This is a genomic window from Inquilinus limosus DSM 16000, assembly GCF_000423185.1.
GTDB classification, from domain to species: Bacteria; Pseudomonadota; Alphaproteobacteria; order DSM-16000; family Inquilinaceae; genus Inquilinus; species Inquilinus limosus.
Genome location: NZ_AUHM01000050.1, coordinates 1 through 25,449, shown reverse-complemented (window position 1 = coordinate 25,449; position 25,449 = coordinate 1). Strand labels below are relative to the sequence as shown.

The 25,449-nt window shown below is 65.9% G+C and carries 19 protein-coding genes and 1 pseudogene; 11 read left to right on the top strand and 9 right to left on the bottom strand.

Annotated features, from left to right (window positions below):
• A pseudogene (locus G537_RS40505) lies at window positions 1-816 on the bottom strand (hypothetical protein); the annotation flags it as partial.
• 352 nt (window positions 817-1,168) lie between these two features.
• Between G537_RS40505 and G537_RS0128825 the strand changes: the two are divergent.
• From G537_RS0128825 to G537_RS0128805, 4 genes are all read left to right on the top strand, one after another.
• Window positions 1,169-1,369 (top strand): hypothetical protein, encoded by a 201-nt coding sequence (locus G537_RS0128825; RefSeq protein ID WP_026873026.1) that lies wholly within the window; start codon window positions 1,169-1,171, stop codon window positions 1,367-1,369.
• Window positions 1,366-2,175, top strand: coding sequence for a hypothetical protein (locus G537_RS44015; RefSeq protein WP_155888826.1), 810 nt, complete (start codon window positions 1,366-1,368; stop codon window positions 2,173-2,175). The genes G537_RS0128825 and G537_RS44015 overlap by 4 nt, the downstream gene beginning before the upstream one ends.
• A gap of 292 nt (window positions 2,176-2,467) precedes the next feature.
• Complete coding sequence (locus tag G537_RS0128810) at window positions 2,468-3,280, top strand: Rossmann-fold NAD(P)-binding domain-containing protein (protein WP_155888825.1); 813 nt, start codon at window positions 2,468-2,470, stop codon at window positions 3,278-3,280.
• A gap of 339 nt (window positions 3,281-3,619) precedes the next feature.
• Entirely contained in the window at window positions 3,620-4,873 is a 1,254-nt protein-coding gene (locus G537_RS0128805) for an acetate/propionate family kinase (protein ID WP_051249267.1), read from the top strand.
• 47 nt (window positions 4,874-4,920) lie between these two features.
• On the opposite strand, the gene glgX is transcribed toward G537_RS0128805, so the two are convergent.
• The 5 genes from glgX to G537_RS0128780 form a co-directional block, all read right to left on the bottom strand.
• On the bottom strand, window positions 4,921-7,059 hold the full coding sequence (gene glgX / locus G537_RS40500) for a glycogen debranching protein GlgX (protein WP_051249266.1): 2,139 nt from the start codon (window positions 7,057-7,059) through the stop codon (window positions 4,921-4,923).
• Window positions 7,060-7,205: 146 nt separating this feature from the next.
• The gene (locus G537_RS0128795) at window positions 7,206-9,719 is read right to left on the bottom strand and encodes a glycogen/starch/alpha-glucan phosphorylase (RefSeq protein ID WP_026873022.1); all 2,514 of its coding nucleotides are present in this window, start codon (window positions 9,717-9,719) and stop codon (window positions 7,206-7,208) included.
• A gap of 87 nt (window positions 9,720-9,806) precedes the next feature.
• Window positions 9,807-10,376: a histidine phosphatase family protein gene (locus tag G537_RS0128790; protein ID WP_026873021.1), complete on the bottom strand. Its 570-nt coding sequence runs from the start codon at window positions 10,374-10,376 to the stop codon at window positions 9,807-9,809.
• 14 nt (window positions 10,377-10,390) lie between these two features.
• Window positions 10,391-12,796: a phosphoketolase family protein gene (locus tag G537_RS0128785; RefSeq protein WP_026873020.1), complete on the bottom strand. Its 2,406-nt coding sequence runs from the start codon at window positions 12,794-12,796 to the stop codon at window positions 10,391-10,393.
• A gap of 86 nt (window positions 12,797-12,882) precedes the next feature.
• Entirely contained in the window at window positions 12,883-13,947 is a 1,065-nt protein-coding gene (locus tag G537_RS0128780) for a class I fructose-bisphosphate aldolase (RefSeq protein WP_026873019.1), read from the bottom strand.
• 279 nt (window positions 13,948-14,226) lie between these two features.
• On the opposite strand from G537_RS0128780, the gene G537_RS0128775 reads away from it, so the two are divergent.
• Complete coding sequence (locus G537_RS0128775; protein WP_026873018.1) at window positions 14,227-14,697, top strand: ABC transporter family protein; 471 nt, start codon at window positions 14,227-14,229, stop codon at window positions 14,695-14,697.
• Between the two features lie 56 nt (window positions 14,698-14,753).
• Here G537_RS0128775 and G537_RS40495 read toward each other — a convergent pair whose 3' ends face one another.
• On the bottom strand, window positions 14,754-16,022 hold the full coding sequence (locus tag G537_RS40495; protein WP_051249265.1) for an MFS transporter: 1,269 nt from the start codon (window positions 16,020-16,022) through the stop codon (window positions 14,754-14,756).
• 574 nt (window positions 16,023-16,596) lie between these two features.
• Here G537_RS40495 and arcD point away from each other — a divergent pair.
• Genes arcD through G537_RS0128740 form a run of 6 tightly spaced genes read left to right on the top strand, consistent with a single transcriptional unit; the run spans window position 16,597 to window position 23,910 of the window.
• Window positions 16,597-18,093: an arginine-ornithine antiporter gene (arcD, locus tag G537_RS0128765; protein ID WP_081689122.1), complete on the top strand. Its 1,497-nt coding sequence runs from the start codon at window positions 16,597-16,599 to the stop codon at window positions 18,091-18,093.
• Window positions 18,094-18,104: 11 nt separating this feature from the next.
• Window positions 18,105-19,484 (top strand): amino acid permease, encoded by a 1,380-nt coding sequence (locus G537_RS40490; protein ID WP_064742234.1) that lies wholly within the window; start codon window positions 18,105-18,107, stop codon window positions 19,482-19,484.
• Complete coding sequence (locus tag G537_RS0128755) at window positions 19,484-20,488, top strand: ornithine carbamoyltransferase (protein ID WP_026873016.1); 1,005 nt, start codon at window positions 19,484-19,486, stop codon at window positions 20,486-20,488. Before G537_RS40490 ends, G537_RS0128755 begins: the two co-directional genes overlap by 1 nt.
• A 4-nt stretch (window positions 20,489-20,492) precedes the next feature.
• Window positions 20,493-21,455 carry a carbamate kinase gene (gene arcC, locus G537_RS0128750; protein ID WP_026873015.1) on the top strand — a complete coding sequence of 321 codons (963 nt, stop codon included), beginning with the start codon at window positions 20,493-20,495 and terminating at the stop codon, window positions 21,453-21,455.
• Window positions 21,452-22,699 carry an arginine deiminase gene (locus G537_RS0128745; RefSeq protein ID WP_342665240.1) on the top strand — a complete coding sequence of 416 codons (1,248 nt, stop codon included), beginning with the start codon at window positions 21,452-21,454 and terminating at the stop codon, window positions 22,697-22,699. The genes arcC and G537_RS0128745 overlap by 4 nt, the downstream gene beginning before the upstream one ends.
• A gap of 38 nt (window positions 22,700-22,737) precedes the next feature.
• Window positions 22,738-23,910 carry a porin gene (locus G537_RS0128740; RefSeq protein WP_026873013.1) on the top strand — a complete coding sequence of 391 codons (1,173 nt, stop codon included), beginning with the start codon at window positions 22,738-22,740 and terminating at the stop codon, window positions 23,908-23,910.
• A gap of 28 nt (window positions 23,911-23,938) precedes the next feature.
• On the opposite strand, the gene ydiK is transcribed toward G537_RS0128740, so the two are convergent.
• Together ydiK and G537_RS44370 are read right to left on the bottom strand one after the other, a co-directional pair.
• Window positions 23,939-25,015 carry an AI-2E family transporter YdiK gene (gene ydiK / locus G537_RS0128735; RefSeq protein ID WP_026873012.1) on the bottom strand — a complete coding sequence of 359 codons (1,077 nt, stop codon included), beginning with the start codon at window positions 25,013-25,015 and terminating at the stop codon, window positions 23,939-23,941.
• A gap of 87 nt (window positions 25,016-25,102) precedes the next feature.
• Window positions 25,103-25,449 (bottom strand): hypothetical protein (locus G537_RS44370; RefSeq protein ID WP_034853389.1); only part of this gene is annotated, 347 nt, incomplete at its 5' end.

The window sequence follows — 25,449 nt, the reverse complement described above, 5'->3', positions numbered from 1 at the left end:
GACGGTTCCCGACAGCACATAGTCGGCGGACAATCGTTGCGCCAGGGCCTCGACGCGGTTCTCGCCGGTGGCGGTGAGGCTGGTGTCGGTGCCGAAGACCTGGAGCTCGCGATAGCGGGTGAGCGCGGCGATGATCTCACGGGTCAGGCCCGGTCCGAGGTGGAGGCGCATGGCCTCGGCGTCGCCTTCCTGCAGCAGGGTGACGACCACGGCCGGCCCGTGCGGCCTGGCCGTCTCGGTCTCGGCGGCCGGCCACGGGATCGCGCCCATGCGCCACAGCAGGCCGGGCGCCAGGAGCGCGGCCAGGAGCGCGGTTCCGAACACGCCAAGCCACAGGCCGGGCCGGTGCGGGGGAGGCTGGATCTCGGGCGCGCTCGCCGCAGGGGCATCGAGCTGGACCGCGGCGTCGAGCGCCGGGCCCGGGGATGCCGTCGGCGGATGGTCGGCCGGCGGGGTCGTCGCATCCTTGGTGGTGAAGGCGGGAACGTAGCTGCCCTTGGGTATGGTGATGCAGATCTCGTCGTCCTTGCCGTCGGTGACATAGTAGTAGTCCAGGGAGCGGCGCAGCCGGCTGGCCTCGATGCGGACGACCGGGTCGAGCTGAGGATCGAAGCTCGGATCGCGATCGAAGACGGCGACGCCGACGCTGTAGCCCTTGATGCGGTCGGCCCGGCCGGCCAGCGTCTCGTCGACGATGTAGCGGAGAAAGCGCCGGTTCCGATCGGAGGCGCTGAAGCTCGCGCTCGCCAGAATGCGCTCGACCTCGCCGCGGACGATCTCCCCCCGCGGCACTGCCGGATCGGCGGCCGGCATCATCCTGCCGCCCTCCGAAATACACCTGCCCGGCAGACACACAGTCCCGCGGCTGCGGTTCGGCTCCACGGGACCCATGATCCTGTTCCGGGCTGAGCTGCAACGCTCCGCTCGGCTTCGTTGCTTTGGGCATCAAATGCCGCGCCGGAGCGTCGTTGGCCTGACGCTTCCATGATGCGGCCGCCTCCCTGCGAACCAGCGCAAACTATACCGTAAAATACTCCCGGTTGTCCGCTTCAGATTCGATACTGCCAGAGCCGGATAGAGGTCGGTGGTGATGTGACCGACCCGGTTGCTGCGGCCATGGGACGGGGCTGCTGGTGCGATGCAAAGAGCCATCGATAGGTTTCCGGAGATGGCGCAGCTGATCGGCCGCCTGGCCGCGCAGAGCGAGACCTTCCGCTCTCTTTGCGAGGATCATCAATTGGCGGTCGAGACGCTGGAGCGGCTCGTGGCCCGCTGTCCGACCAACGACAAGATCATTGACGAATACCATACGCTGGTGAAGGAGCTGGAGGCCGACATCGAGACCGTCCTGCAGAAGATCAGGTCGTGACCGGATCGGGTGCCCGACCGGGCGGGCCACGAACACGCCAGTCGCGAGACGCTGCGGCAGGCACTCGCGTTTTCTGGTGGGGTGCTGTTTCGGAGCGGCGACAGGCAAATTACCCGAAGCTACCCGCACGCAACCTTGCTGCGGTCCTCATTTTCGGCAGGCTCGTTTTCGGTTTCGGCCATCATCTCGACGACAACACGCTGGAGGTCGCCATGAACGGATCGTGGACCTGTGCGCGGACGCTGAGCTGCGCCATCGCATGTTCGTCTCTGCTCGCCGTGTTCGCCATGTCTCCTGTCGCTGCCCAGATGGGGGCTGGCGAGAACATGCTGACGACGATGACGGCGACGGTGCAGTCGGTCGATATCGAGAACCGGACAGTGACGCTCAAGGACAGCGACGGCCGGGTGGCGACCTTCAATGTCGCGCCGGAGGTGGTCAATCTTCCCCAGGTCAAACCCGGCGACCGTGTCGATGTCAGCCGCTACGAAGCCGTCGCTATCGACGTGACCAAGGCGGCGGCCGGTTCGGTGCCGATGGCGAAGCAAACCACGACGATCGCACGGGCGGAGGAGGGGGAGCTTCCCGCCGGGCAGGCATCGCGGATCACCAGCATCACAGCCCAGGTCGTGGGGCTCAACGCCGCAGAGCACAAGATCATGCTTGTCGGACCGGCGGGAGGCATCCGCACGGTCTTCGTCAAGCGGCCGAAGCTTCAGCAGATGCTGTACGAGCTGAAGGTGGGAGACATGGTGCAGATCTCCTTTGCCGAGGCCGAGATCGCATCGGTAACGCCAGCGCAATAGCCGGGCTGCCGCTTTGGTCCGGTTCGGCGGGCCGGGGAAGGTCAACGCATATCTCCACTGACCTGACCACGGCATCGGGCCGCGCGGCGAACGACGTTCGCGCTCGCCCGATTGCACGTCAGCACTGCTGGATGCCGCAGGAACCGGTTGCACGAGCGGACTGCTTCGTGACGGCCGCCGCCGAACCGTGCCGCATGCGCATATGCAATCGTTTTGCGCTCGACAAGCCGAGCTACACGAATCGGCCAGAAGTTTTATTGCAATATTGCGCTGCGAATACGGAGGCGCCTTCATGAATGATCATCATTTGGAATGTTCGATCCACCGAGGCTCTCCCGTCGCACGGATCAAGCATTATGCGGGCGTCATTCATTACGCGACGGGTGCATATCCGTCGCTGTTCTTCCCGCTTCACCGACTGCTGGGTGAAGTGGATACCGGTCCGGCCGTGACTCGTGATACCGACCTCGTGATCGAGGGCTTTCCACGCTCGGGTAATACCTTCGCAGTTTGTGCTTTCAAACTGGCGCAGCCGGGGCCGGTGAAAATCGCCGACCATATCCATGTGGCGGCACAGATCATTCGCGCGGCGCGCTACCACGTGCCGGCCTGTATTCTCGCCCGGCGTCCCGAGGACGCGGTGCGCTCGCTGGTGGTCAAGTATCCGTTCTTGAATCCCCGACACGTGCTGCAGGGTTATGCCGGCTTCTATGAGAAGTGCCTGCCGTACAGGAGGCACTTTGTGGCCGCTACCTTCGACGACGTAACGACTGACTTCGGCGCTGTCATCGACCGGATCAACCGCCGCTTCGGCACCTGCTTCCATCGCTTTGAAGCATGCGAGGAAAACGTCCGCCGCGTGTTCCAAAGCATAGACGAACGGAACGCTCATGAGCCGATAGATCCGACATTCGGGAGCGCTCGTCCGAACTCGATAAAGGAACTGGCCAAGCAGAGCATCCGGCTCCGCGAGGACGATTCGGCGCTCGTGCGGTGTCGAGCCGTCTTTGAGGTCTATCGGTTGCTGGCTCGAGACGTCGACTCTCCGTTGGTCGATAGCCGGGCACGTGAGCTGCGCGTCCGGAATTGGAGGTTCGTCCCGTGAAGCCGCGGACCGAGGCGTTCAGCCAGGTGGGGAGCTCAGAAACCGTGCTGAAGAAAGCAGTGATCTCGGGTCCACCTGGAGCCGGCAAGACGACCCCCGCGACCGCCATCGCTCAACCCTGTGCACCCTGCACCTCGACACCGATGCTCGCTGTGGAATACCCGTGGACGTGGCCAATGAGCCCGGCGCGCTGCATCCCCGTTCAGACCTCTAGCCGATCGCGCTGGCCATACCCGTACACGACGGCGCTACGGACCAGCAGAGCCTTGGCGCGCGATGAGTGGAAAGACCGGTCGGTACCGGCGGCAGCCGCCGCGTTCCAGGTTGAGGCCGAGCGACATGAGCCATGCATATAAGCGACGCCATCACAGGAACATCGGCAAGGGAACCGAGCCGGCCCTCATCGGTGTGATCAACGCCGGCTCGTCCTCGCTGAAGTTCACATTCTACGAGAGCGATCAGCCAATTCTCTCCGGCCAGGTGGACGGGGTTGGTGTCCGGCCCTCGGCCAGGGCGACAGGGGCAGACGGCGCAGCGCTCGATCCGCCCGATCTCGGTCACACGCCGGTGACCGGTCCGGCGGAGGCGCTGCCTGGTCTCATCGAGTGGGCAAAGCAGAAACTCGCCGACCGAAGGCTGGCGGCGTTGGGCCATCGCGTCGTGCACGGCGGACTGCGATACTCCCGGCCCCAGCGGGTGACGCCGGCCCTGCTGGCCGAGCTTGAGTCCCTGATCCCGCTCGCGCCGCTGCACGAGCCACACAACATCGCGCCGATCCGCACCGCCCTTGCGCTCCGCCCGGACCTGCCGCAGGTGGCCTGCTTCGACACCGCCTTCCACCGCAGCATGCCGGAGGTGGCGCAGGCCTTCGCCCTGCCGCATGCACTCTACGACGAAGGAATTCGCCGTTACGGCTTCCACGGCCTCTCCTACGAGTACATCGCCTCCGTGCTGCCAGACCGGGCTCCCGAGATTGCTGACGGCAAGGTCGTGGTGGCGCATCTTGGCAACGGCTGCTCCCTATGCGGTTTTCGCGCCCGCAAATCCGTGGCGTCGACCATGGGCTTCACCGCCCTGGACGGGGTGCCGATGGGGACCCGCTGCGGCGACCTCGACCCCGGCGTGGTGCTGCACCTGATCCAGCAGAAGGGCATGGCGGTCGAGGATGTGGCGGACCTCCTCTACAAGCGATCCGGCATGCTCGGGCTGTCCGGCCTCTCGTCGGATTTTCGCGACCTGCTGGCGAGCGAGAGCCCGCGTTCACGCTTCGCCGTGGATGTCTTCTGCTATCGCGTCGCGGGTCATATCGGCTCGCTGGCCGCCGCGCTCGGCGGGCTGGACGGGATCGTCTTCACGGCTGGTGTGGGAGAGAACGCCGTGCCGGTCCGCGCAGCGATCTGCCTGGCCTGCCGCTGGCTGGGGCTGGAGCTGGACGAAGCAGCCAATCGGCGGCACGGACCGCGCATCAGCACCGCCGGAAGCCGTGTCGCCGCTTACGTGATCCCGACCGACGAGAACTTCATGATTGCCCGCCATGCACGCGCCTTGCTCGGCTCCCCCGACGAGTCGAGCTCCAGCGCGAGGAATCTGTAATCCAAGCGAGCTCTTTGACGTAGCACAGGTCGAACAGAGCCGCGCGCTCAGGGCGCCCTGGTGGACGCCTGCCCACGCATGGTCTCTTCAAACAGGACGACAACTGAGCGCGCGGCCGCTCGATAGCTGCGATCGGACACGGGAGGCGCCGCCTGCCATGGAACGATGTCATGCGGCGACGCGAGCGAGGTGTCGATCCATCTGCCCCATGAGCCTGCACCGCCATCGCCCGCGGGCGGCAGCTCGAAGTCCAACGGCTCCCAATATGCGTTGAGGATCAGGTACACGTGAAGTCCTTCGCGTGGGAGCACCGCCTCGAAGGCGAGGCTGTGCGAATGCTCGCCCCAGTCCGGCCTTCCGACCCTCACTCCATGCCAGGTCTTGTCCGCCTGCCGGATCAGCTGGGTCAGGCTCACGCGGTGGCGCTCATGCTCCGCATCCCGCAGCACGCGCCTTGCATTGAGCAGGGACACGAACCGATGCACGTCCGCGTGCTTCCCGACCAGCGCCCAGTCGAACCAGCTGGTCTCGTTGTCCTGGCAGTAGGCGTTGTTGTTGCCGGATTGGCTTCGCCGGGCCTCATCGCCCATGAGGATCATCGGCATGCCGATCGACAGCATCGTGACGGTCAGGAAGTTCTTCACCTGCCGGTTCCTCAGCTGCTCGACGGCAGGGTCGTCGGTCGGCCCTTCAATGCCGCAATTCCAGCTGCGGTTGTCGTCCGTTCCGTCGCGATTGCCCTCTCCGTTCGCCTCATTGTGCTTGCCGTCGTAGGAGACGAGATCGTTGAGCGTGAAGCCGTCGTGGCACGTCACGAAATTGACGCTCTGCTCGGCCTCCCGTTCCTCGTGACCGTAGATCTCCGGGCTGCCCACCAGCCGGTCCGCTACCCGCGCCACAGTGCCTGGCTCGCCCCGGAAGAAGGATCGGACGTCATCGCGGAACTTTCCGTTCCACTCCTTCCAGCTGTCTCCGATGAAGCTGCCCACCTGATAGAGGCCGGCCGCGTCCCAGGCCTCGGCAATGAGCTTCGTGCCGGCGAGCGCCGGGTCGGACTCGATGTCCCACAGGACCGGCGGGCTCGGGATCGGCCGACCCGACGGGTCGCGCGCCAGAATCGATGCGAGGTCGAACCGGAAGCCGTCGACATGCATCTCCTCGACCCAGTACCGCAGGCTGTCCACGATCATCCGGCGGACGATCGGATGGTTGGCATTGAGGGTGTTTCCGCAGCCGGTGTAGTTCGCGTATCGCGACCGGTCGTCCTCAAGGATGTAGTATGTGGGGTTGTCCAGCCCGCGGAAGCACAAGGTCGGCCCGGAGGAGTCGCCTTCCGCCGTGTGATTGAACACGACGTCGAGGATGACCTCGATCCCAGCGCGGTGCAGCGCCTTCACCATGTCGCGGAACTCGTCCACCGCCCCGAGCGGATCCCGACGCGAGCTGTATGCCTGGTGCGGCGCGAAAAAGGAGACCGGCGCATAGCCCCAGTAGTTGACCTTCCCCGGCGGGCAAGCCTGCGCGTCGAACTGGAACACCGGCAACAGTTCCACCGCGGTGATTCCCAGCTGCTGGAGATACGGGATCTTCTCGATCACGCCGGCATATGTGCCGCGGGTTGCCTCGGCGACGCCGGAACTGGGATGACGGGTGAAACCGCGCACATGCATCTCGTAGACGATGGTCCGCGCGGATAGCTGCCGCAGGGGCGCATCGCCTTCCCAATCATAGGCGGATGGATCGACCACCACGCTCTTCATCGCCGTCACGACATTGTCGCCGGGCTCGCTGGCGGCGATACGGTCGTAGCAGTCCGGAACGGCGACCCCACGGCCATAGGGGTCGAGCAGGATCTTGGTGGGATCGAAGCGCATGCCATTTGCCGGATCGAATGGCCCTTCGACCCGATAGCCGTAGATCTGGCCTGCCTTCAGCCCGGAGATGAACGCGTGCCAGTAGTGGTAGGTACGATTCCCGACGGGATCGAGGCGGATCACCCGTTCGGGCATCGCATCGTCGACACGGTCGAAGAGGAGCAGTTCCAGCCCGGTCGCGTGCTTGGAGAAGACGCTGAAGTTCACGCCCCGGCGGCAGCATGTCGCCCCGAGAGGGGAGCTGCTTCCCTGCGCGACATCCTCGCGGACGTCCCGCCGCGTCGCCCCTCGCTCGATTTCGAGCGTCGTCATGGTGTGCTCCGTCGGCTTCGGCGGGCCCAAGCATCCGTCTTTCGTCCGAACCGGTTCGGGCCCGGCGTCGGCTCAGCTCAGCCGGTTGCGGGATCGCTGGCCTCGCCATCGTATCTGCCGGATGATCGCCGGGACGCTTGCCCCACCTACGGAACGGGGCATGGCTTCGCGTCCCAGATCTCGGTTGCGTATTCGGCGATCGTGCGGTCGCTGGAGAACGCTCCGGAGCTGGCTACATTCATGATGACCTTGCGCGCCCAGCTCTCGGGATCGGCGTACAGCTCGAGCAGCCTCCGGTCCGCCTTGAGATAGGCCGTGAGATCCGCCAGGTGCATGTAGTGGTCCCCGTGGGTCAGAAGGGTCTCGCGCAGCGGCTCGAAGATGCCCAGGTCCTGACCGCTGAAATGATCCTGGACGATCAGGTCCAGCGCTGCACGGGTTTCCGGCTCGTTGTCATAGTGCCAACGCGGGCTGTACCAGCCGCGGCTGCCGGATACCTGTTCCGCCGTCAGCCCGAACAGAAAGAAGTTCTCCTCGCCGGCCGCCTCGGCCATCTCGATCGTCGCGCCGTCGCGCGTCCCGATCGTCAGCGCGCCGTTCATCATGAACTTCATGTTGCTCGTCCCGCTCGCCTCGTAGCCGGCCGTCGAGATCTGGTTCGAGACGTCGGTGGCGGGGATGAGCCGCTCGGCCAGGGACACACTGTATTCGGGCAGGAACACGACCTTGAGACGGCCGCGCACAGCCGGATGGGCGTCGATGGTCGCGGCCAGGTTGTTAAGGAATTTGATGATGAGCTTGGCCAGTTGGTAGGCTGGCGCCGCCTTGCCCGCGAAGAAGAATGTTCGCGGTGCCATTTCGAGATCCGGGTTTTGCCGGAGGCGATTGTAGAGCACGACCACGCGCAGCGCGTTCAGGAGCTGCCGCTTGTATTCATGGATCCGCTTGACCTGGCTGTCGAAGATCGAGTCCGGGTCGACGGCGACGCCGGATGTCGATTTGAGCCATTCGGCAAATCGCGATTTGGCGTCACGCTTCGCATTGCAGATAGCGCTGCGGAACCCCTGGTCTTCGGCCAAGGGCTTGAGCTTCGCCAGCTGGGACAAATCCGTGATCCAACCGTTGCCGATGGCGTCCGTGATGCTGCCGGCAAGGCCCGGATTGGCGAGCAGAAGCCAGCGCCGCGGTGTCACGCCGTTGGTCTTGTTGCTGAAGCGCTCCGGGAACGTCTCCGCCAGGTCCCTGACGGTCACCGTGCGCAGAAGGTCGGAATGAATGGCGGCGACACCGTTGGTGCTGTGCGAGCCGACGATCGCGAGGTTGGCCATCCGGATCTTGCGCTCGCTGCCCTCCTCGACGAGGCTCACGCGCTGGACGCGCCCTTCGTTTCCCGAAAACCGGGCGCGCACCTCGGCGAGGAGGAAGCTATTGATCTTGTAGATGATCTCCAGGTGGCGCGGCAGCAGCAGCTCGAACCACCGCAGCGGCCACCTCTCCAGTGCCTCGGGCAGGAGCGTGTGGTTGGTGTAGGCCAGCGTCCGCCGGGTCAGGCTCCAGGCCAGGTCCCAGCCGAGCTGCGCTTCGTCCAGCAGGATCCGCATCAGCTCGGGAACCGCAAGGGCGGGGTGCGTGTCATTGAGTTGGATGGCGATCTTGGCGGGCAGCGCATTCCAATCGGAGTTGCTCCGGCGGAAGCGCCGCATCAGATCGGCCAGGGAACAGCTGACGAGGAAATACTCCTGCACGAATCGCAGCCCTTGTCCGAGGCTCGTGGAGTCATCGGGATAGAGGACGCGCGTCAGGGATTCGGCAGTGAGGCGCTCGGCCAGCGCGCCGACGAAATCGCCGGCGCTGAACGCCTGAAAGTCGAAGACGTTGGGCGTGGCCGCGGCCCAGAGCCGTAGCGTGTTGATCGTCTTGCCGCCATAGCCGACCACCGGGCGGTCGAAGGGGATGCCGAGAAGGGTTGACGGCCGGCCCGTGACGACGGCGAGGGTACCGCCGCGCACTTCGAAGGAGCAGCTGAGCTTAACCTCAACCTGCTCCTGCGGCCGGGCGACCTCCCATGGATCGGGCCGCCTGAGCCAATTGTCCGGCTGCTCCTGCTGCCAGCCATCACGGATGGCCTGCCTGAAGATCCCGTACTCGTACCGCAGCCCGTACCCCATCGCCGGCAGCTGCAGCGTGGCCATCGAGTCCAGGAAACACGCCGCCAGCCGGCCCAGCCCGCCGTTTCCCAGCCCGGCGTCGGGTTCCTGCTCGAGCGTGGCCAGCCAGTCGATCCCCTTCTCCACGATCGCCCGCTGCGCCATCGAACCGAGCAGAAGGTTCGTGATGTTGTTGGACAGGGAGCGCCCGATCAGGAACTCCATCGAAAGATAGTAGATCCGCTTCGGATTCTCGCGATCATAGGTCTGCTCCGTCCGCAGCCACCGCTGCGAGAGGACGTCCCGCACGGACCGGGCGATCGCCTCATAGCGCTCTCGTGGTCCCACCCCCGCAGGATCGACGAGGCTGTCGAACAGGAGGTGCCGTTCGTAGAGGGCGTCCCCCGTACCGGTCAGCCGGATCGGACCGCATCCGTACTGCTCGATGATCCTGTCTTGGTCGGCCGCCGGTGCGCCTGGCGTCGCCAGCTTGGCCTTTCCGTCGCTGCCCATGGCCTCGTTCCTCCCCGCGACGCGGATGTCGCCCGGTCCGGATCCCTGGCTCTCGTCCTGCACGGCATCGGGTGTGATCGGCAGCAGTCAGGCCCCGAGAGGACCATTCCAGACCCGCACGGCGGGCACGCCGCGATACTCGCCGAGCACGCTGAGTGTCCCCGTGCCGAGGAGAAAATGCTGTCCGGCCTCCGGCGGCAGACCGAGCCAGCGGGCCGCCAGCACCCGCAGCACGTGCCCGTGGGCGAAGAGCGCGACGTCGCCTTCCATCGCACGGGACCGGGCGATCACCCGGTCCACCCTGGCGCCCACCTGCGCCGGGGCCTCGCCACCAGGGCAGCCGTCCCGAAAGATTAGCCAGCCCGGCGCCTTGGCCCGGATCTGCTCAGGAGTCAGCCCTTCATACTCGCCGTAGTTCCACTCCATCAGGTCGGGGTCGATGACGGCCTGGCGGCCGATCCCTGCCAGCTCGCAAGTCTCCCGGGCCCGCCGCATCGGGCTCACGAGAACGAGCGCAAACACCTCCCCGGCCAGCACGGACCGCAGTCGCTCGGCCGACTGCCGCCCGTTGTCGGTCAAGGGGATGTCCGTCGTGCCCGTATGCTGTCCGCTCAGGCTCCACGCGGTTTCCCCATGCCTGATGACGAACGTGTTCACGACCGCCTCCCGGTTCAGACGTTGTCGGCCTCCGTCGAACGCGCGCCTTCGGCAGCCTTCGTCCGTCCCCACGACCAGCCGGTGATCTCGGGCATGTCGTCGCCATGCCGGCCGATATACTGCTTGTGCTCGATGAGCTTGTCGCGGATCGCCTGCTTGGCGTACGCGGCCCGCGCGCTGAGTCCCGGCACGCGGTCGATCACATCGCCGACCAGATGGAACCGGTCGAGCTCGTTCATCACGCACATGTCGAACGGCGTGCTGGTGGTGCCTTCCTCCTTGTAGCCGCGCACATGAAGATTGCCGTGGCCGTTCCGCCGATAGGTCAGCCGGTGGATGAGCCAGGGATAGCCGTGGAACGCGAAGATGATCGGCTTGTCCGTCGTGAACAGCGCATCGAAGTCGCGGTCCGGCAGGCCGTGCGGGTGCTCGCTCGCCGGTTGCAGCTTCATGAGGTTGACGACGTTGATGACGCGGACCTTCAGCTCGGGAGCATGGGTCCGAAGCAGATCGACGGCGGCAAGCGTCTCCAGGGTGGGCACGTCACCACAGCAGGCCATCACCACGTCGGGCTCGCTGCCGTGATCGCTGCTGGCCCATTCCCAGATCCCCAGCCCTGCTGCGCAGTGCCTGATCGCCTCGTCCATCGTCAGCCACTGGGGAGCCGGCTGCTTGCCGGCCACGACGACGTTGACGTAGTTGCGGCTGCGCAGGCAGTGATCGGTCACCGACAGAAGGCAGTTGGCGTCGGGCGGCAGGTAGACGCGGACGACCTCCGCCTTCTTGTTGACGACATGGTCGATGAAGCCGGGGTCCTGGTGGCTGAAGCCGTTGTGATCCTGCCGCCACACATGGCTGGACAGCAGGTAGTTGAGCGAGGAGAGGGGGCGCCGCCAGGGGATGTGGTTGCAGACCTTCAGCCACTTGGCGTGCTGGTTGAACATCGAATCGATGATGTGGATGAACGCCTCGTAGCATGAGAAGAAACCGTGCCGGCCGGTCAGCAGGTAGCCTTCAAGCCAGCCCTGGCACTGATGCTCGCTGAGCATCTCCATCACCCGCCCGTCCGGGGCGAGATGGTCGTCCCACGGATGGGTGTCCGCCACCCAGGCGCGGTTGGTGACCTCGAGCGCATCCTGCCAGCGGTTCGAGTTGTTCTCGTCGGGGCTGAAGAGCCGGAAGTTCCGTGCCTCCATGTTCAGCTTCATCACGTCGCGGAGAAAGCGCCCCATGACCCGGGTGGACTCCGCGGTGGCGGCGCCGGGTGACGGCACGTCGACCGCATACTCGGCGAAATCCGGAAGCCTCAGATCCCGAAGCACCAGGCCGCCATTGGTGTGCGGGTTGGCGCTCATGCGGCGGGTGCCCTTGGGGGCAAGCTCGGCCAGCTCGGCGCGCAGCCGCCCGCCATCCTCGAACAGCTCCTCGGGCCGATAGCTTTTCATCCACTCTTCGAGGATGTGCACATGACTAGGATTCTCGTGCATCTCGCCCATCGGGACCTGGTGAGAGCGCCAGTAGTCCTCGGTGCGCTTGCCGTCGATCTCCTTCGGACAGGTCCACCCCTTGGGCGTGCGCAGCACGATCATCGGCCAGCGGGGACGCTCCCTGAAGCCGTTCTCCCGCGCGTCGGATTTGATGCGCTGGATCTCGCCAATGATGGTGTCCAGGGTCGCGGCCATGAGCTCGTGCATCGCGTCGGGGTCATGACCCTCGACGAAATGGGGCGTGTATCCGTACCCGCGGAAGAGGTGGTCCAGCTCCTCGTGGCTGATCCGGGCCAGCACGGTGGGGTTCGCGATCTTGTAGCCGTTGAGATGCAGGATCGGCAGCACCACCCCGTCGGTGACCGGATTGAGGAACTTGTTCGAGTGCCAGCTGGTCGCCAGAGGCCCGGTCTCCGCTTCGCCGTCGCCGACGACGCAGGCGACGATCAGGTCGGGGTTGTCGAACGCGGCGCCGTAGGCGTGCGAGACGGCATAGCCCAACTCGCCGCCCTCATGCATCGACCCGGGGGTTTCCGGCGCCACATGGCTGGGAATGCCGCCGGGAAACGAGAACTGGGTGAAGAGGCGCTTCATGCCCGCCTCGTCGGCGGAAATGTTCGGGTAGACCTCGCTGTAGGTCCCCTCGAGATAAGCGTTCGCCACCAGGCCGGGGCCGCCGTGACCTGGACCGGTGATATAGATCACGTCCAGGTCGTGCTTCCGGATCAGTCGGTTCAGGTGGGCGTAGATGAAGTTCAGACCCGGCGTCGTGCCCCAGTGGCCGAGGAGCCGTGGCTTTATATGCTCCTTGCTCAGGGGCTTCTTCAGCAGCGGGTTGTCGTAGAGATAAATCTGCCCGACCGAGAGGTAATTGGCAGCTCGCCAATAGGCATCGATCAGGGAACGTTCCTTCTCCGACAGTGCGTTCGCCATGAACTTCTCCTGTCCTGTACCGGTCTCTCCGAACCGAATGCCTCACGCGGCTGCTCGCCTGTCGAAGCGCGCCGGGCCTCGCAGGGTCAGTCGTCGTGCCAATGGTGACGATGGCCCGGGGTGGCGGATCTCGCCGGACCGGCTTCCATCGCGTCGGTGTAGGTGCCGAGGCTGGCAGCGCTGTTGCAGCGCGCGCGGTGGTAGAGCGCCCGCTTTCCTGCTTCCAGATTCTCCCTGCGGCCGTGCCATGCCTCCAGCGCCGGATCCTGGAGAGCGCGTCCGTAGGAGAAGCTGATTTTCCAGGGTTTGGGTCCGGGCTGCAGGTTGATGGCGTTCAGATGGGCGGTTGCCGCCCGGTCCTCCTGTCCGCCCGACAGGAAAACGATGCCGGGCACGGCCGCCGGAACGTGCCGCCGCAAGCAGCGCAGCGTGGCGGTCGCCACATCCTGCGCCGAGGATCGATGGCTGCACTCGCTGCCCGCAATCACCATGCTGGGCTTGAGCAGCATGGATTCCAGCGAAACGCCCTGCTCTGCCAGGGCCTGGAACACCGCCCGGAGAACCGTGCCGGTGACCTCCTCGCAGCGCTGGGCGGTATGCGCCCCGGTCATCAGCACCTCCGGCTCGACGATCGGCACCAGCTCTTGCTCCTGGCAGAGCGCCGCGTACCGTCCGAGCGCATGTGCATTGGCGCTGACGCATGCATGGCTGGGAAAGGCGTCGGAGATGCGGATGACCGCCCGCCATTTCGCGAAGCGGGCGCCCATGCTGCGATACTCGGACAGGCGATCCCTCAGCCCATCGAGCCCCTCGGTGACGTGTTCGTCCTGGGAACCGGCCAGCGCCTTGGCGCCGGTATCGACCTTGATGCCTGGAATGATGCCCCGCGTCACGAGAAACTCGGAGAACGGCGCCCCGTCGCCGCTCGTCTGGCGGATCGTCTCGTCCTGGAGAATGACCCCGCTGATGAACTCGGCAAGGCCTTCTGCAGCGAACAGCATCTCGCGATAGCTGCGCCGGCTCTGCTCCGTGGATTCGATCCCCAGCGTGTCGAACCGCCTGGTCAAGGTGGGGACGGTCTCGTCGGCCGCGAGAATCCCCTTCCCATCGGCGACCAGCATCCCCGCGGTCGCCTGCAGATCATCAGCCATTGTCCGAACCCCTGTCTGGACGCCTCCATCCCTGTGGTTGGCCACCGGCGGTGACGAACCGGTCGAAGGATAGACCGCAGGGGAGATGACGACTTTGCTCTGGCGCAAAATCGTCTGCGCGTGGGCGCAATAAGCTGCTTGTCTCGGTACCCGCGTGTTGGTGTCGGCAGAATGGAGGGATGCGCTGCAGGCCAACCTGTTCCATGGCGCAACTTCGCCGCACCGCGCGAGCCTGCGGACTCGGGGTGCGCGGCTCATTGAGCTTGCCGGAGGGCCGGAATGGACCAGGAGAAGGTTCGATTCAAGGCGATTGCCGCACGGTTTCACCGTGCGGTCAGGAATTTCTTCGGCTCTGAGGTCGGCTGGAAGGCTAAACTGATTATTGCTGGACTCGTCGCCCTGCTGTGCGCGGTCAATGGGCTGAACGTCGCCAACAGCTTCGTCGGCCGGCACTTCATGACAGCCATCGCAGATCGCGACAGAGCCGAGTTCATACGGCAAGCGCTGTTCTATATCGGCGTGTTCGCCGCCTCCACCGTGGTCTCGGTCATCGCCCGGTTTGCCCAGGAGCGCCTGGCGCTGCTCTGGCGCGAATTCGTGACCCGGCGGGCGATCACCCTCTATCTCGCCGATCGGACCTATTACCGACTGGACCAGTCAGGTGAACTCGCCAACCCGGACCAGCGGATCTCCGAGGATGTCCACGCATTCAACGATGGAACCTGGGCATGGACCGAAAGTCGAGGATGAGGAACTGATGCACGGGAAGGCGTGGGCTGGCCACCACCGTTCTCGCCGGTATCCATCTAGCCGCCAATCCTCGGCCGCCGTTCGCCGGCAGCAACGGAGATGCCGGTCCGTGCCTCCGCCGAGGCCCGCGGGAGATCATGCGCAAAGATGCCGGGGACCAGTAGAAAAGGCCGGCGGCTCTTGTATGGCGGCGACCGCACCCGGACGGTCCTGCTCAGCGCAAACACGGCGAACAGCGCCGCCGCCGCGGCCATGTAGTCGAAAAGCCCACCTATACCGAAAGCCGACATCACACCGGAGCCCAGCAGCGGCCCCAGGATGGAGCCGGCGCCGGAGATCACGATGAGCCGGCCGCTGACGGGAACGGCATGCTCCGCGGCCATGCGGTCGTTCGCGTGCGCCACGCAGACAGGATAGATGACCGACATGAAGCCGCCGAGAAGCAGCCAGCAGAGATAGAACCAGTAGGTGTGCGGACCAGGCGCGATCAACTGCGCAACGGCCGCGAAGGCGAAGGCCGCGAGCCCGGCCACGAGGCGGCGGTCGAAGCGGTCCGACAGCCGGGCGATGGGAATCTGCAGGACGAGGCCGCCGAAGATGGCGAGCGCCATGTAAGACGAGATCTGCAGCAGCGAATACGCGCTGGATTGTCCGTAAACCGGCACGAGAGCGTAGAACGAGCCGGTGATGAGGCCGGCCGCGAAGCAGCCGGCGACAGCGACCGGCGCCGCGGTCACGAGCTCACCGGCCCGGAGCCGGCCGCCGGGGGTGATCACCGGCTGCTCGGCACGCGTCGTGGCAACGATGACGAGAGCGGCACAGATCAGGATCGCTGCGAGGGCAAACAGCGTGAACTCGCCGGGGGATGCGAGATTGAGGGCGAACTGGCTGCCCGCGAAGGTCGCATAGGTCGCCACCATGTAGATTGCGAAGACGGTTCCGCGGTTGGCGCTGGTCGCCTTGGCGGTCAGCCAGCTCTCGGTGGCGACGAAGAGGCCGGCACAGCCGAAGCCGGTGAGCGCGCGCAGCACGGCCCAGGGCACCGGATGGAAGTACAGGGCATGTCCAAGAACGGAGCCCACGACCAGTGCGGCGAAGGCGGCGAAGGCGCGGATATGGCCTGCCCGCTGGATCAGGCGATGGCAGACAAGGGCGCCGGTCACATAGCCCGCGAAGTAAGCCGAGGTGACGACACCGATGACGGCCGGCTCGACGTCCCCGGCGCTGAGACGGATGCCGATCAACGTGCCCATGTAGCCATTGGCCAACTGGATCAGGCTGATGGCCAGGATCAGCGAGCCCACGGCCGCGAGGATTGCGATCATGTCACCTCCTGATCACGGCAATCCTGCCTCGGCTGCGCACCGCGCGACGAAGGCTCGGCCGCGGTCCCGGTGCCGGGCTGGTCGGCTGCCACAGCGGCCACACCATCTGACCGTTGCTTGACGGAACGCGCCCGTCGAAACGGGCGTGTCCAGCGAGGAGGGCCAGCCCCGACCGCCGAGCTTGCCGGGCCGGACGGATATCGCCACCATCAGCGGGGTCGCGACGGCGGTAAGGGCGGTCCGGGCATTCCCCTGCAGCGATGGACTTCGTCAGTCCGCTCCTGCTGGAGTATAGGCGAGACGAATTCTCAGCTTTTTGACATAGCGCAAATTCGGGCGAGATCGCGCGCGAATGGCTGTCGAAGTCCTGGCGGCTACAAACGACTCGACATCATTCTGCAATAAATTCGATGTGACTGACGTTAGGGATGAACGCGCATCCCCGTAACCTACGGTAAAATACTTCATCCATTGCCCTGCCGCTGATGTGCTGCGCTTCGCTCAGGGTGGCGACCCGAGACACGGGCCACGACCCCGGCCGCTCGACAGGCCGGTACCGAACGGGGGCATCGAAATGGCCAACACCACGGCACACGTCACCCTCGACCATGTCTCGTCCTCCTCCGCGCCGGCCGCGGGCAAGCTCACGCTGGTCCCGCTGATCGCCCTTGTCGTCGGCTCGATGATCGGCGGCGGCGTCTTCAACCTGCCGAGCGACATGTCGCGCGCGGCCTCGCCGGCCGCGATCGTGATCGGCTGGCTGATCACCGGCATCGGCATGCTGGCCCTCGCCTTCGTCTACCAGGGGCTGGCGCTGCGCAAGCCCCAGCTGAACGCCGGCCCCTACGCCTACGCCAAGGCCGGCTTCGGCGACTTCATCGGCTTCAACAGCGCCTGGGGCTATTGGATCAGCGCCTTCCTCGGCAACGTCGCCTATGCGGTGGCCATCTTCTCGGCGCTGTCCTATTTCGCCCCCGTCTTCGGCGACGGCAACAACATCATCTCCATCATCGGCGCCTCGCTGGAGCTGTGGGCGATCCACGCGCTCGTGCTGAAGGGCGTGAAGGAGGCGGCGTTCGTCAACGTCGTCACCACGATCGCCAAGCTGGTGCCGCTGCTGGTGTTCGTCGTCATCGGCGTCGTCGCTTTCAACTTCGATCTCTTCCTTGCCGCCTTCCGCGGCATGGGCCAGGCGACGGCGGAGGGGGGCGCCGGGCTCGGCAGCCTCCTCGAACAGGTGAAGAGCACCATGCTGGTGACGCTCTGGGTGTTCATCGGCATCGAGGGGGCGAGCGTCTATTCCGGCCGCGCAGCCGATCGGCGCGACGTTGGGCGAGCGACGGTGATCGGCTTCGTTGGCGCTCTCACCGTCTATGTTCTCGTCTCGCTCCTGGCCACGGGCATCATGAGCCAGCCCGAACTCGCCGGGCAGAAGGTGCCCTCCATGGCCGGCGTGCTGGCCCATGTCGTCGGCCCCTGGGGTGCGGCGTTGATCAATATCGGGCTCGTGGTCTCGGTCGGCGGCGCCTTCCTCAGCTGGACGCTGCTCTGCGCCGAAATTCCCTATACCTGCGGGAAGGACGGTACCTTCCCGCGATGGTTCGCGAAGGAAAATGCGAACGCCACGCCCGTCAACTCACTGTGGACGACGAATCTCGCCGTGCAGGCGTTCCTGGTGCTGACCTATTTCTCCAAGGACGCCTACAACTTCTTCTACTTCATCGCCTCGGTGGCGATCCTGCCGCCCTATGTGTTCTCCGGCGCCTATGCGCTGAAGCTGGCGCTGAGGGGCGAGACCTATGAGGGCGATGACCGGCAGCGCCGGCGCGCTCTCATCATCGGCCTGGTCGCCACTGTTTACGGGGTGTGGCTCGTCTATGCAGCCGGCCTCGAATACCTGCTCATGGCATCGCTGCTGTTCGTGCCGGGGCTCGTCGTCTACGCCATCGCCTGCCGCCAGCGTGGCGTGAGGCCCTTCGGCGGCAGCGACCGCATCATCGCCCTCGCGATTGTCGGCCTCGCCATCATCGCCTTCTATCTGATCGCCACCGGCACCATCAGCCCGCTGTGAGGCGCGACACCATGGCCAGCAGCAGTTCCGCCAACAAAAGGCTGGGCCTCGCCGCCTGCACCGCGCTGGTGGTGGGCAACATGATCGGCTCGGGCGTCTTTCTCCTGCCCGCGTCGCTGGCAGCCTATGGGCCGATGGCGCTCCTCGGATGGATCGTCACGGCGATCGGAGCCATGGCGCTCGCCATCGTCTTCGGGCGTCTCGCCCGCCTCGTGCCGAGGACGGGGGGACCCTACGCCTATACACGCGCCGGCTTCGGCGAATTCGCCGGCTTCCTCATCGCCTGGGGATACTGGATTGCGCTGTGGGCGGGAAATGCCGGCGTCGCCGTCGCCTTCACCGGCTATCTCGGCCATTTCGTGCCTGCCGCCGCGCATGGCGCGACGGGGCTAGCGGTGGCGCTGGCGGCGCTGTGGACGTTGACCCTGGTGAACATTCGCGGCGTCGGCACCGCCGGCATCGTCCAGGTCGCCACCACGGTGCTCAAGCTGCTGCCGCTGCTCGCACTCGTGCTCGTCGGCCTCGCGGCCGTCGTACCGTCCCGGTTCACCCCGCTCAACCCGAGCGGCATGGACCCGCTCGCCGCGATCGCCGCCTGCTCGGCGCTGACGCTCTGGGCGTTCCTGGGCCTGGAATCGGCAACCGTGCCGGCCGGCGAGGTCGACAATCCCGGCCGGACCATTCCGCTCGCCACCATGCTCGGAACCAGCCTGGCGGCCGCGCTCTACATTCTCGTCACCATCGTCGCCTTCGGCGCGGTGCCGCTGTCGGAGCTCGGCGGCTCGACGGCGCCGCTTGCGCTTGTGGCGGAGCGGCTGTGGGGGGCCGTCGGCGGATTCGTCATCGCGGCGGGCGCCATCGTCTCGACCTTCGGCACCCTGAACGGCTTTACTCTGCTCGCCGGCCAAGTGCCCTTCGGTGCCGCTCGCGACGGGACCTTCCCGGCCTTTCTCGGCGAGAGCTCGCCCTCGGGGTCGCCGGTGAACGCGCTCATCGTCTCCAGCCTGCTGTCCAGCGCGCTGATCGCCATGAGCCTTTCCCGCGATCTGGTCGATCAGTTCACCTTCATCATCCTCCTGGCCACGCTGACCAGCCTCGTCCCGTACATCTTCTGCGCTCTGGCCGAGCTTGTCCTCTACGCCACCGACCCGACCCGCTATCGCCCGCCGGACCGCATCGGCGGCCTGATCGTGCTCGCGACGATCGCCTTCCTGTTCTCGCTCGGCGCGATCTACGGCGCTGGGGCGGAGGTCGTGTTCTGGGGCTTCCTGCTGCTGGTCAGCGGGCTGCCGGTCTTCGTCTGGATCAAGCGCCACACCCTCGCCCCGCGCAGGGCAGAGCAACTTGGGCCGGCCGGAGCCGCCGGCCCGACTTTCGAGGAGACGCACTGATGTCGTTCAACCTCCGCAACCGTTCCCTCCTCACAGTGCAGGACTACACGCAGCGCGAGTTCCAATACCTCCTGGACCTCGCACGCGACCTCAAGCGCGCGAAGTATTCCGGCACGGAGCAGGAGCACCTGAAAGGGAAAGAGATCGTGCTGATCTTCGAGAAGACCAGCACGCGCACGCGCTGTGCCTTCGAGGTGGCCTGCCACGACCAGGGCGCGCATGTGACGTATCTCGACCCGGCCGGCTCGCAGATCGGCCACAAGGAATCCTTCAAGGACACGGCGCGCGTGCTCGGGCGCATGTTCGATGCCATAGAGTATCGTGGCGCCTCGCAGGCGGGCGTCGAGCAACTGGCCAAACATGCCGGCGTCCCGGTCTACAACGGCCTGACTGACGAATACCACCCGACCCAGATGCTCGCCGACGTGATGACGATGCGCGAGCACTCCGACCGGCCGGTCCACGACATCAAATATGCCTATGTCGGCGACACCCGCTCGAATATGGGCCATTCGCTGATGATCGCCGGCTGCCTCATGGGCATGGACGTGCGCATTGCCGGCCCGCGCAAGCTGTGGCCGTCCGACGAATTCGTCTCGATCGCCCGCGACCTCGAGAAGCGCTACGGCGCGAAGCTCACGATCACCGACGATCCGGTCGCTGCGGTGAAGGATGTCGACTTCATCCACACCGATGTCTGGGTCTCGATGGGCGAGGCCAAGGAGGTGTGGGCCGAGCGCATCGAGCTGCTGACACCGTTCCAGGTCAACGCCGCGCTGATGAAGGCGAGCGGCAATCCGCGCGTGCGGTTCATGCATTGCCTGCCGGCCTTTCACGATACCGAGACCACGGTGGGCAAGGACATCGCGGACAAGTTCGGCATCCGTGACGGGCTCGAGGTGACCGACGAGGTCTTCGAGAGCGAGGCCAACGTCGCCTTTGAGCAGGCCGAGAACCGGCTGCACACCATCAAGGCGCTGCTGGTCGCGACGCTTGGGGAGTGATGCCATGCTCATCGTCACGGCCCTCGGGGGCAACGCGCTGCTGCGGCGCGGCCAAGCGCTCACCGCCGAGAACCAGCGCGAGAACGTCGTCATCGCCGCCCGCGCGCTGGCCCCGATCGCGATGGAGCACCAGCTTGTCGTCAGCCACGGCAACGGGCCTCAGGTGGGCCTGCTGGCGCTGCAGGGTGCGGCCTACACCAAGGTCGAAACCTATCCCTTCGACGTTCTCGGTGCCGAGACGGAGGGGATGATCGGCTACATGATCGAGCAGGAGCTGGGCAACCTGCTGCCGTTCGAGCGTCCGCTGGCCACGCTGCTCACCATGGTCGAGGTCGACCCGGCCGACCCGGCATTCAACAACCCGACCAAATTCATCGGGCCTATCTACACCAGGGAGGATGCGGACCGCATCGCCGCGGAGAAGGGCTGGACCTTCAAGGCGGACGGCGACTCCTTCCGGCGCGTTGTGCCGTCGCCGATTCCGAAGCGCATCTTCGAGCTGCGTCCGATCCGCTGGCTGCTCGACCAGAACACGGTGGTGATCGCGGCGGGTGGCGGCGGCATCCCGACCATGTACGAGCCGGGCAAACAGCGACATCTCGTCGGCGTCGAATGCGTGATCGACAAGGACCTCGCCACGGCGTTGCTGGCGCGCGAGCTCGAAGCCGATCTGCTCGCCATCCTCACCGACGTGGACGCCATCTATGTCGACTGGGGCACGCCCGAGGCGCGGGCGATCCGGCGGGCCCCGCCGGACGCGCTCGCCGCCCTGTCCTTCCCCGCCGGTTCCATGGGGCCGAAGGTCGAGGCGGCCTGCCGCTTCGCTAGGGCAACCGGCAAGCGGGCCTGCATCGGGTCGCTGAAGGACCTGTCCGCAATGATCGCAGGCACCGCCGGCACCACCGTCACCCTCGAAGAGGGCGGCATCCAGTATGCGGCCACCGCGGCCCAGGGGGCGTCATCATGATCATGAGGCAGTTTGGTGTTCATTCCGAGGCCGGCGTGCTGAGGACCGTCATGGTCTGCCGGCCGGGCCTCGCCCACAAGCGGCTGACCCCCGGCAATTGCCGGGAGCTCCTGTTCGACGACGTGCTCTGGGTCCAGGAAGCCCAGAAGGAGCACTTCAACTTCTGCAACAAGATTCGCGAGTTCGGCGTCGAGGTGCTGGAATTCCACGACCTGCTCGCCCGCGTCCTGGAGGGCAGGGAGGGGCGCGAGTGGGTGCTCGACCGGCGCATCACCGCCAACCACGTGGGCTCCGGCATGCTGAAGGATCTGCGCGCCTGGCTTGACGAACTGCCGGCGGCCAAGCTCGCCGAGCACCTCGTCGGCGGCATCGCCCGCTTCGAGCTGCCCTTCGAACCGCGCGGCATGTTCGGCCGCTATCTCGGTCGCAGCGACTTCGTCATCCCGCCAGTGCCCAACACGCTGTTCACCCGAGACAATTCCTGCTGGATCTATGGCGGGGCGTCGCTGAACCCGATGTACTGGCCGGCGCGCCGCCCGGAGACGCTGCTCGTCGCCGCGATCTACAAGTTCCATCCGGAGTTCCAGGATGGCGATTTCAGGATCTGGTGGGGCGATCCCGACAAGGATTTCGGCCCGTCGACGCTCGAGGGCGGCGATGTCATGCCGGTCGGGAACGGGGTGGTCTTCGTCGGCATGGGCGAACGCACCACGCCGCAGGCGGTCGGGCAGCTTGCCCGGGCGCTGTTCGCCGGCGGAGCGGCGACCCGCCTCGTCGCCTGCCAGATGCCGAAGTCGCGTGCCGCCATGCACCTCGACACGGTGTTCACCCTGTGTGACCGCGACTTCGCCAATGTCTTCCTGGAGGTGTGCGAGCAGATCAGGTGCTACAGCCTGCGGCCGGGGGACGACGGGGAAGACGTCGATTATCACGTCGAGGACCGCCCGTTCCTGACCGAGGACGGCTCGGGCGTGGCCGCCGAAGCGCTCGGGCTGCAGCGTCTGCGCATCGTCACCACGGGTGGCGACAGCTATGAGCAGGAGCGCGAGCAATGGGACGACGGCAACAACGTCGTCGCCCTCGCCCCGGGCGTCGTCGTCGGCTATGAGCGCAACCAGTACACCAACACCAAGCTGCGCAAGGCCGGCATCGAGGTCATCACCATCGAAGGCGACGAACTCGGTCGCGGGCGTGGCGGCGGGCATTGCATGACCTGTCCGATCCTGCGCGACCCGCTTCAATAGTCTTGTCCCAGCGGGATGGGTGGGCGGAGGAGGGCACGGTGAAGACGGTTCTTCTGCGTGGGGCGGCGCTCGCCGCTGCGGGGCTGGCGGTCGCGATGCCGGCCTCGGCCGCCGAGACGAATGTGACCTCGGGTCTTCAACTGAAGATCAGCGGCTTCATCGGCTTCCAGTCGACCTTGGTGCTGAGCGACAGCCAGGACAGCGATTTCGGCCGGGACTACGACTTCCAGTCCAACGCGCGGCTGATCTTCGACATCAAGAACGTCACCGATTCCGGCCTGGAATATGGCGGCCGCATCCGGCTCGACTCGGTCAACCGCCGCGACGACGTCGACGTAACCCGTGTCTACGCCTATGTGCAGGGCGGCTTCGGCACCCTGACCTTCGGCGACGCGCCGACCGTTGCCGACGATATCGGCTACGTCTATGTCCATGACGATCTGGTCAGCGAGATGGGCGGCGGCGGGCTCAATTTCGGCGAGCTGCTGGACGGCGACTTCCCGGTCGGGGGCGGCAATTTCTATTCGATCAACGCCACCTATCTCGCCGGCCTGACCAACCAGGACACCCGGATCAAGTACACCTCGCCGACCTTCGGCGGCTTCAGCTTCGCCGTCGACTTCACCCCGGTGGTCGGCGGGGCGGACCATGCCGGCAATGGCGGCCGCAACGACCTTTTCGACGACGACGAGACCTATTACGAGAACGTCGTCACGGCCGGTATCAATTATCAGGACACGTTCGGCGACTGGTCGGTCCGGGCGGCGGCCACGGCCGCCTATGGCCATGGCGTCCAGACCTCGGCCTCCGGCGCAAACCCGCGCGGCAATGATCTCGATGTCTACACGCTGGGCGGCCAGGTCGGCTACCAGGGCATCTGGGCCAGCGTGAACTGGACCCACAATGAGAGCATCGCCGTGTCCGACAAGCCGGTCGACACAGTCATCGGCGACATCAGCTATCAGTGGGAGTCCTACCTGGTGTCGCTGTCCTATGCCTACACCTGGTCCGACAGGGGCAATGGCCTCGACTCGCAATACACCAGCGGCGAGGACCTGAAGGACAACCACATCGTCGGCGCGAACTTCACCTACACGCTGGCCCCGGGCCTGAACACCTATGCCCAGGTGATCTACGAGAAGCAGAACTTCCGCCAGGGCCAGGACTTCGAGAACGCCAACCTGATCACCGGCATCCTCCTCGGCTTCTGAGGCCGAGCCGTCAGGCCTCCTTGCCGAGTCACTCGATCTCGACTGCCTCCTTGCTCGCGTCCACCTCATCGATCCAGGCGCGCAGCAGGGTGTAGCCGACGGCAAGGATCGTCGGACCCAGGAAGATGCCGACGAGGCCGAACGCGATCAGCCCCCCGATCACGCCGGCCAGGATGAGGAGCAGCGGCAGGTCGGCGCCGCGGCGGATCAGGACGGGGCGGATGAAATTGTCGACCGTCATGGCCACCAGGCTTACGGCCAGGAGCACGGTCGCCCAGCCCGTGTCGCCGCTGACGAACATCCAGATCACCGCAGGCACAAGAACCAGCCCTGGCCCGATCTGGGCGATGCACAGCATGAACATCACGGCGCAAAGCACCGGCGCGAACGGAAATCCCACCAGGACCAGCCCGAAGGTGCCGATGGCGGACTGAATCAACGCCGTGACCACCACACCGAGCGCGACGCCACGGATGGCTTGGCCGGCCAGGATGACGGCCTGTTCGCCACGTATGCCCGCCAGGCGGCGGCCGAAGCGTTTGACCATCGCGGCAGCGGCTTCGCCCCGCGCATACATGATCGCCGCCACCGCGACCGTGAGCAGAAACTGCAACAGGACGCCCCCGAGGCCGCCCACGGCATCGAGGAACCACTGCATGATCTGGCCGGAATACGGCCTCACGTGGACCAGAAGCTCGTTAATGCCGGCCTCGCCGACATTCCGCCAGGCTCGGGCTGCGTCCGGGCCGACCAATGGCAATCGCTCCAGCCAGACGGGCGGCGGCGGGAACTCCGTCGACGTGACCGACACGCCCCATGCCACGATCTCCCCGGAATGCCGGACGATCGTGCCGACCGCGAGCCAGAACGGGACCACGAACACCAGCAGGATCGATACCGTCATGACCGTGACGGCAAGCCCGCGACTGTTCCACAGCCGAGCCTGCACCCGGCGAAGGAGGGACCAGCTCGCGATCACCAGCATTGCCGCCCAGATCATCGCGGGCAGGAAGGGCCGAAGGATCCAGAGGCATGCCCCTATCAGCGCAGCAATGAAAAGAACCGCCAGCGTGATCCGCGGGAGATCCTGTGGCGATACGGCCATGGTGACCTTTCCCCTGCATCGAGATGAACGCCAACTGAGGAAAGCCGATCACATCTGGGATGAGCAGGATCGACACCACCCGAGCAGCTAGGTTCCCGTCTTCGGAATATTGAGTCCGGCTTTGCGGAGGCCGTCGACGAGGGCGCGGATGATGTCGGGCGCGACGTTGCGGGCCTGCAGGTCGGGGACGACGCGGTCGCCGTAGTCCGGGTCGGCCTTGAGCAGCAGTCTGATCGCGGCGGCGGCGTCGTCGCTCCGGCCGAGCTGGGCGTAGGCGGCCGCGCGGGCGATCTGGGTGAACCGGTTGTCCGGCAGGTCGATCTTCAGGGCCTCGTCCAGCGCGTCCCGATAGCGCCGATCCATGTAGTAGGCGACAAAGAAGCCGAGGCGATAGAAGGTGGACTGGCCGGGGTTGCGGGAGAAGGACTCGGCCA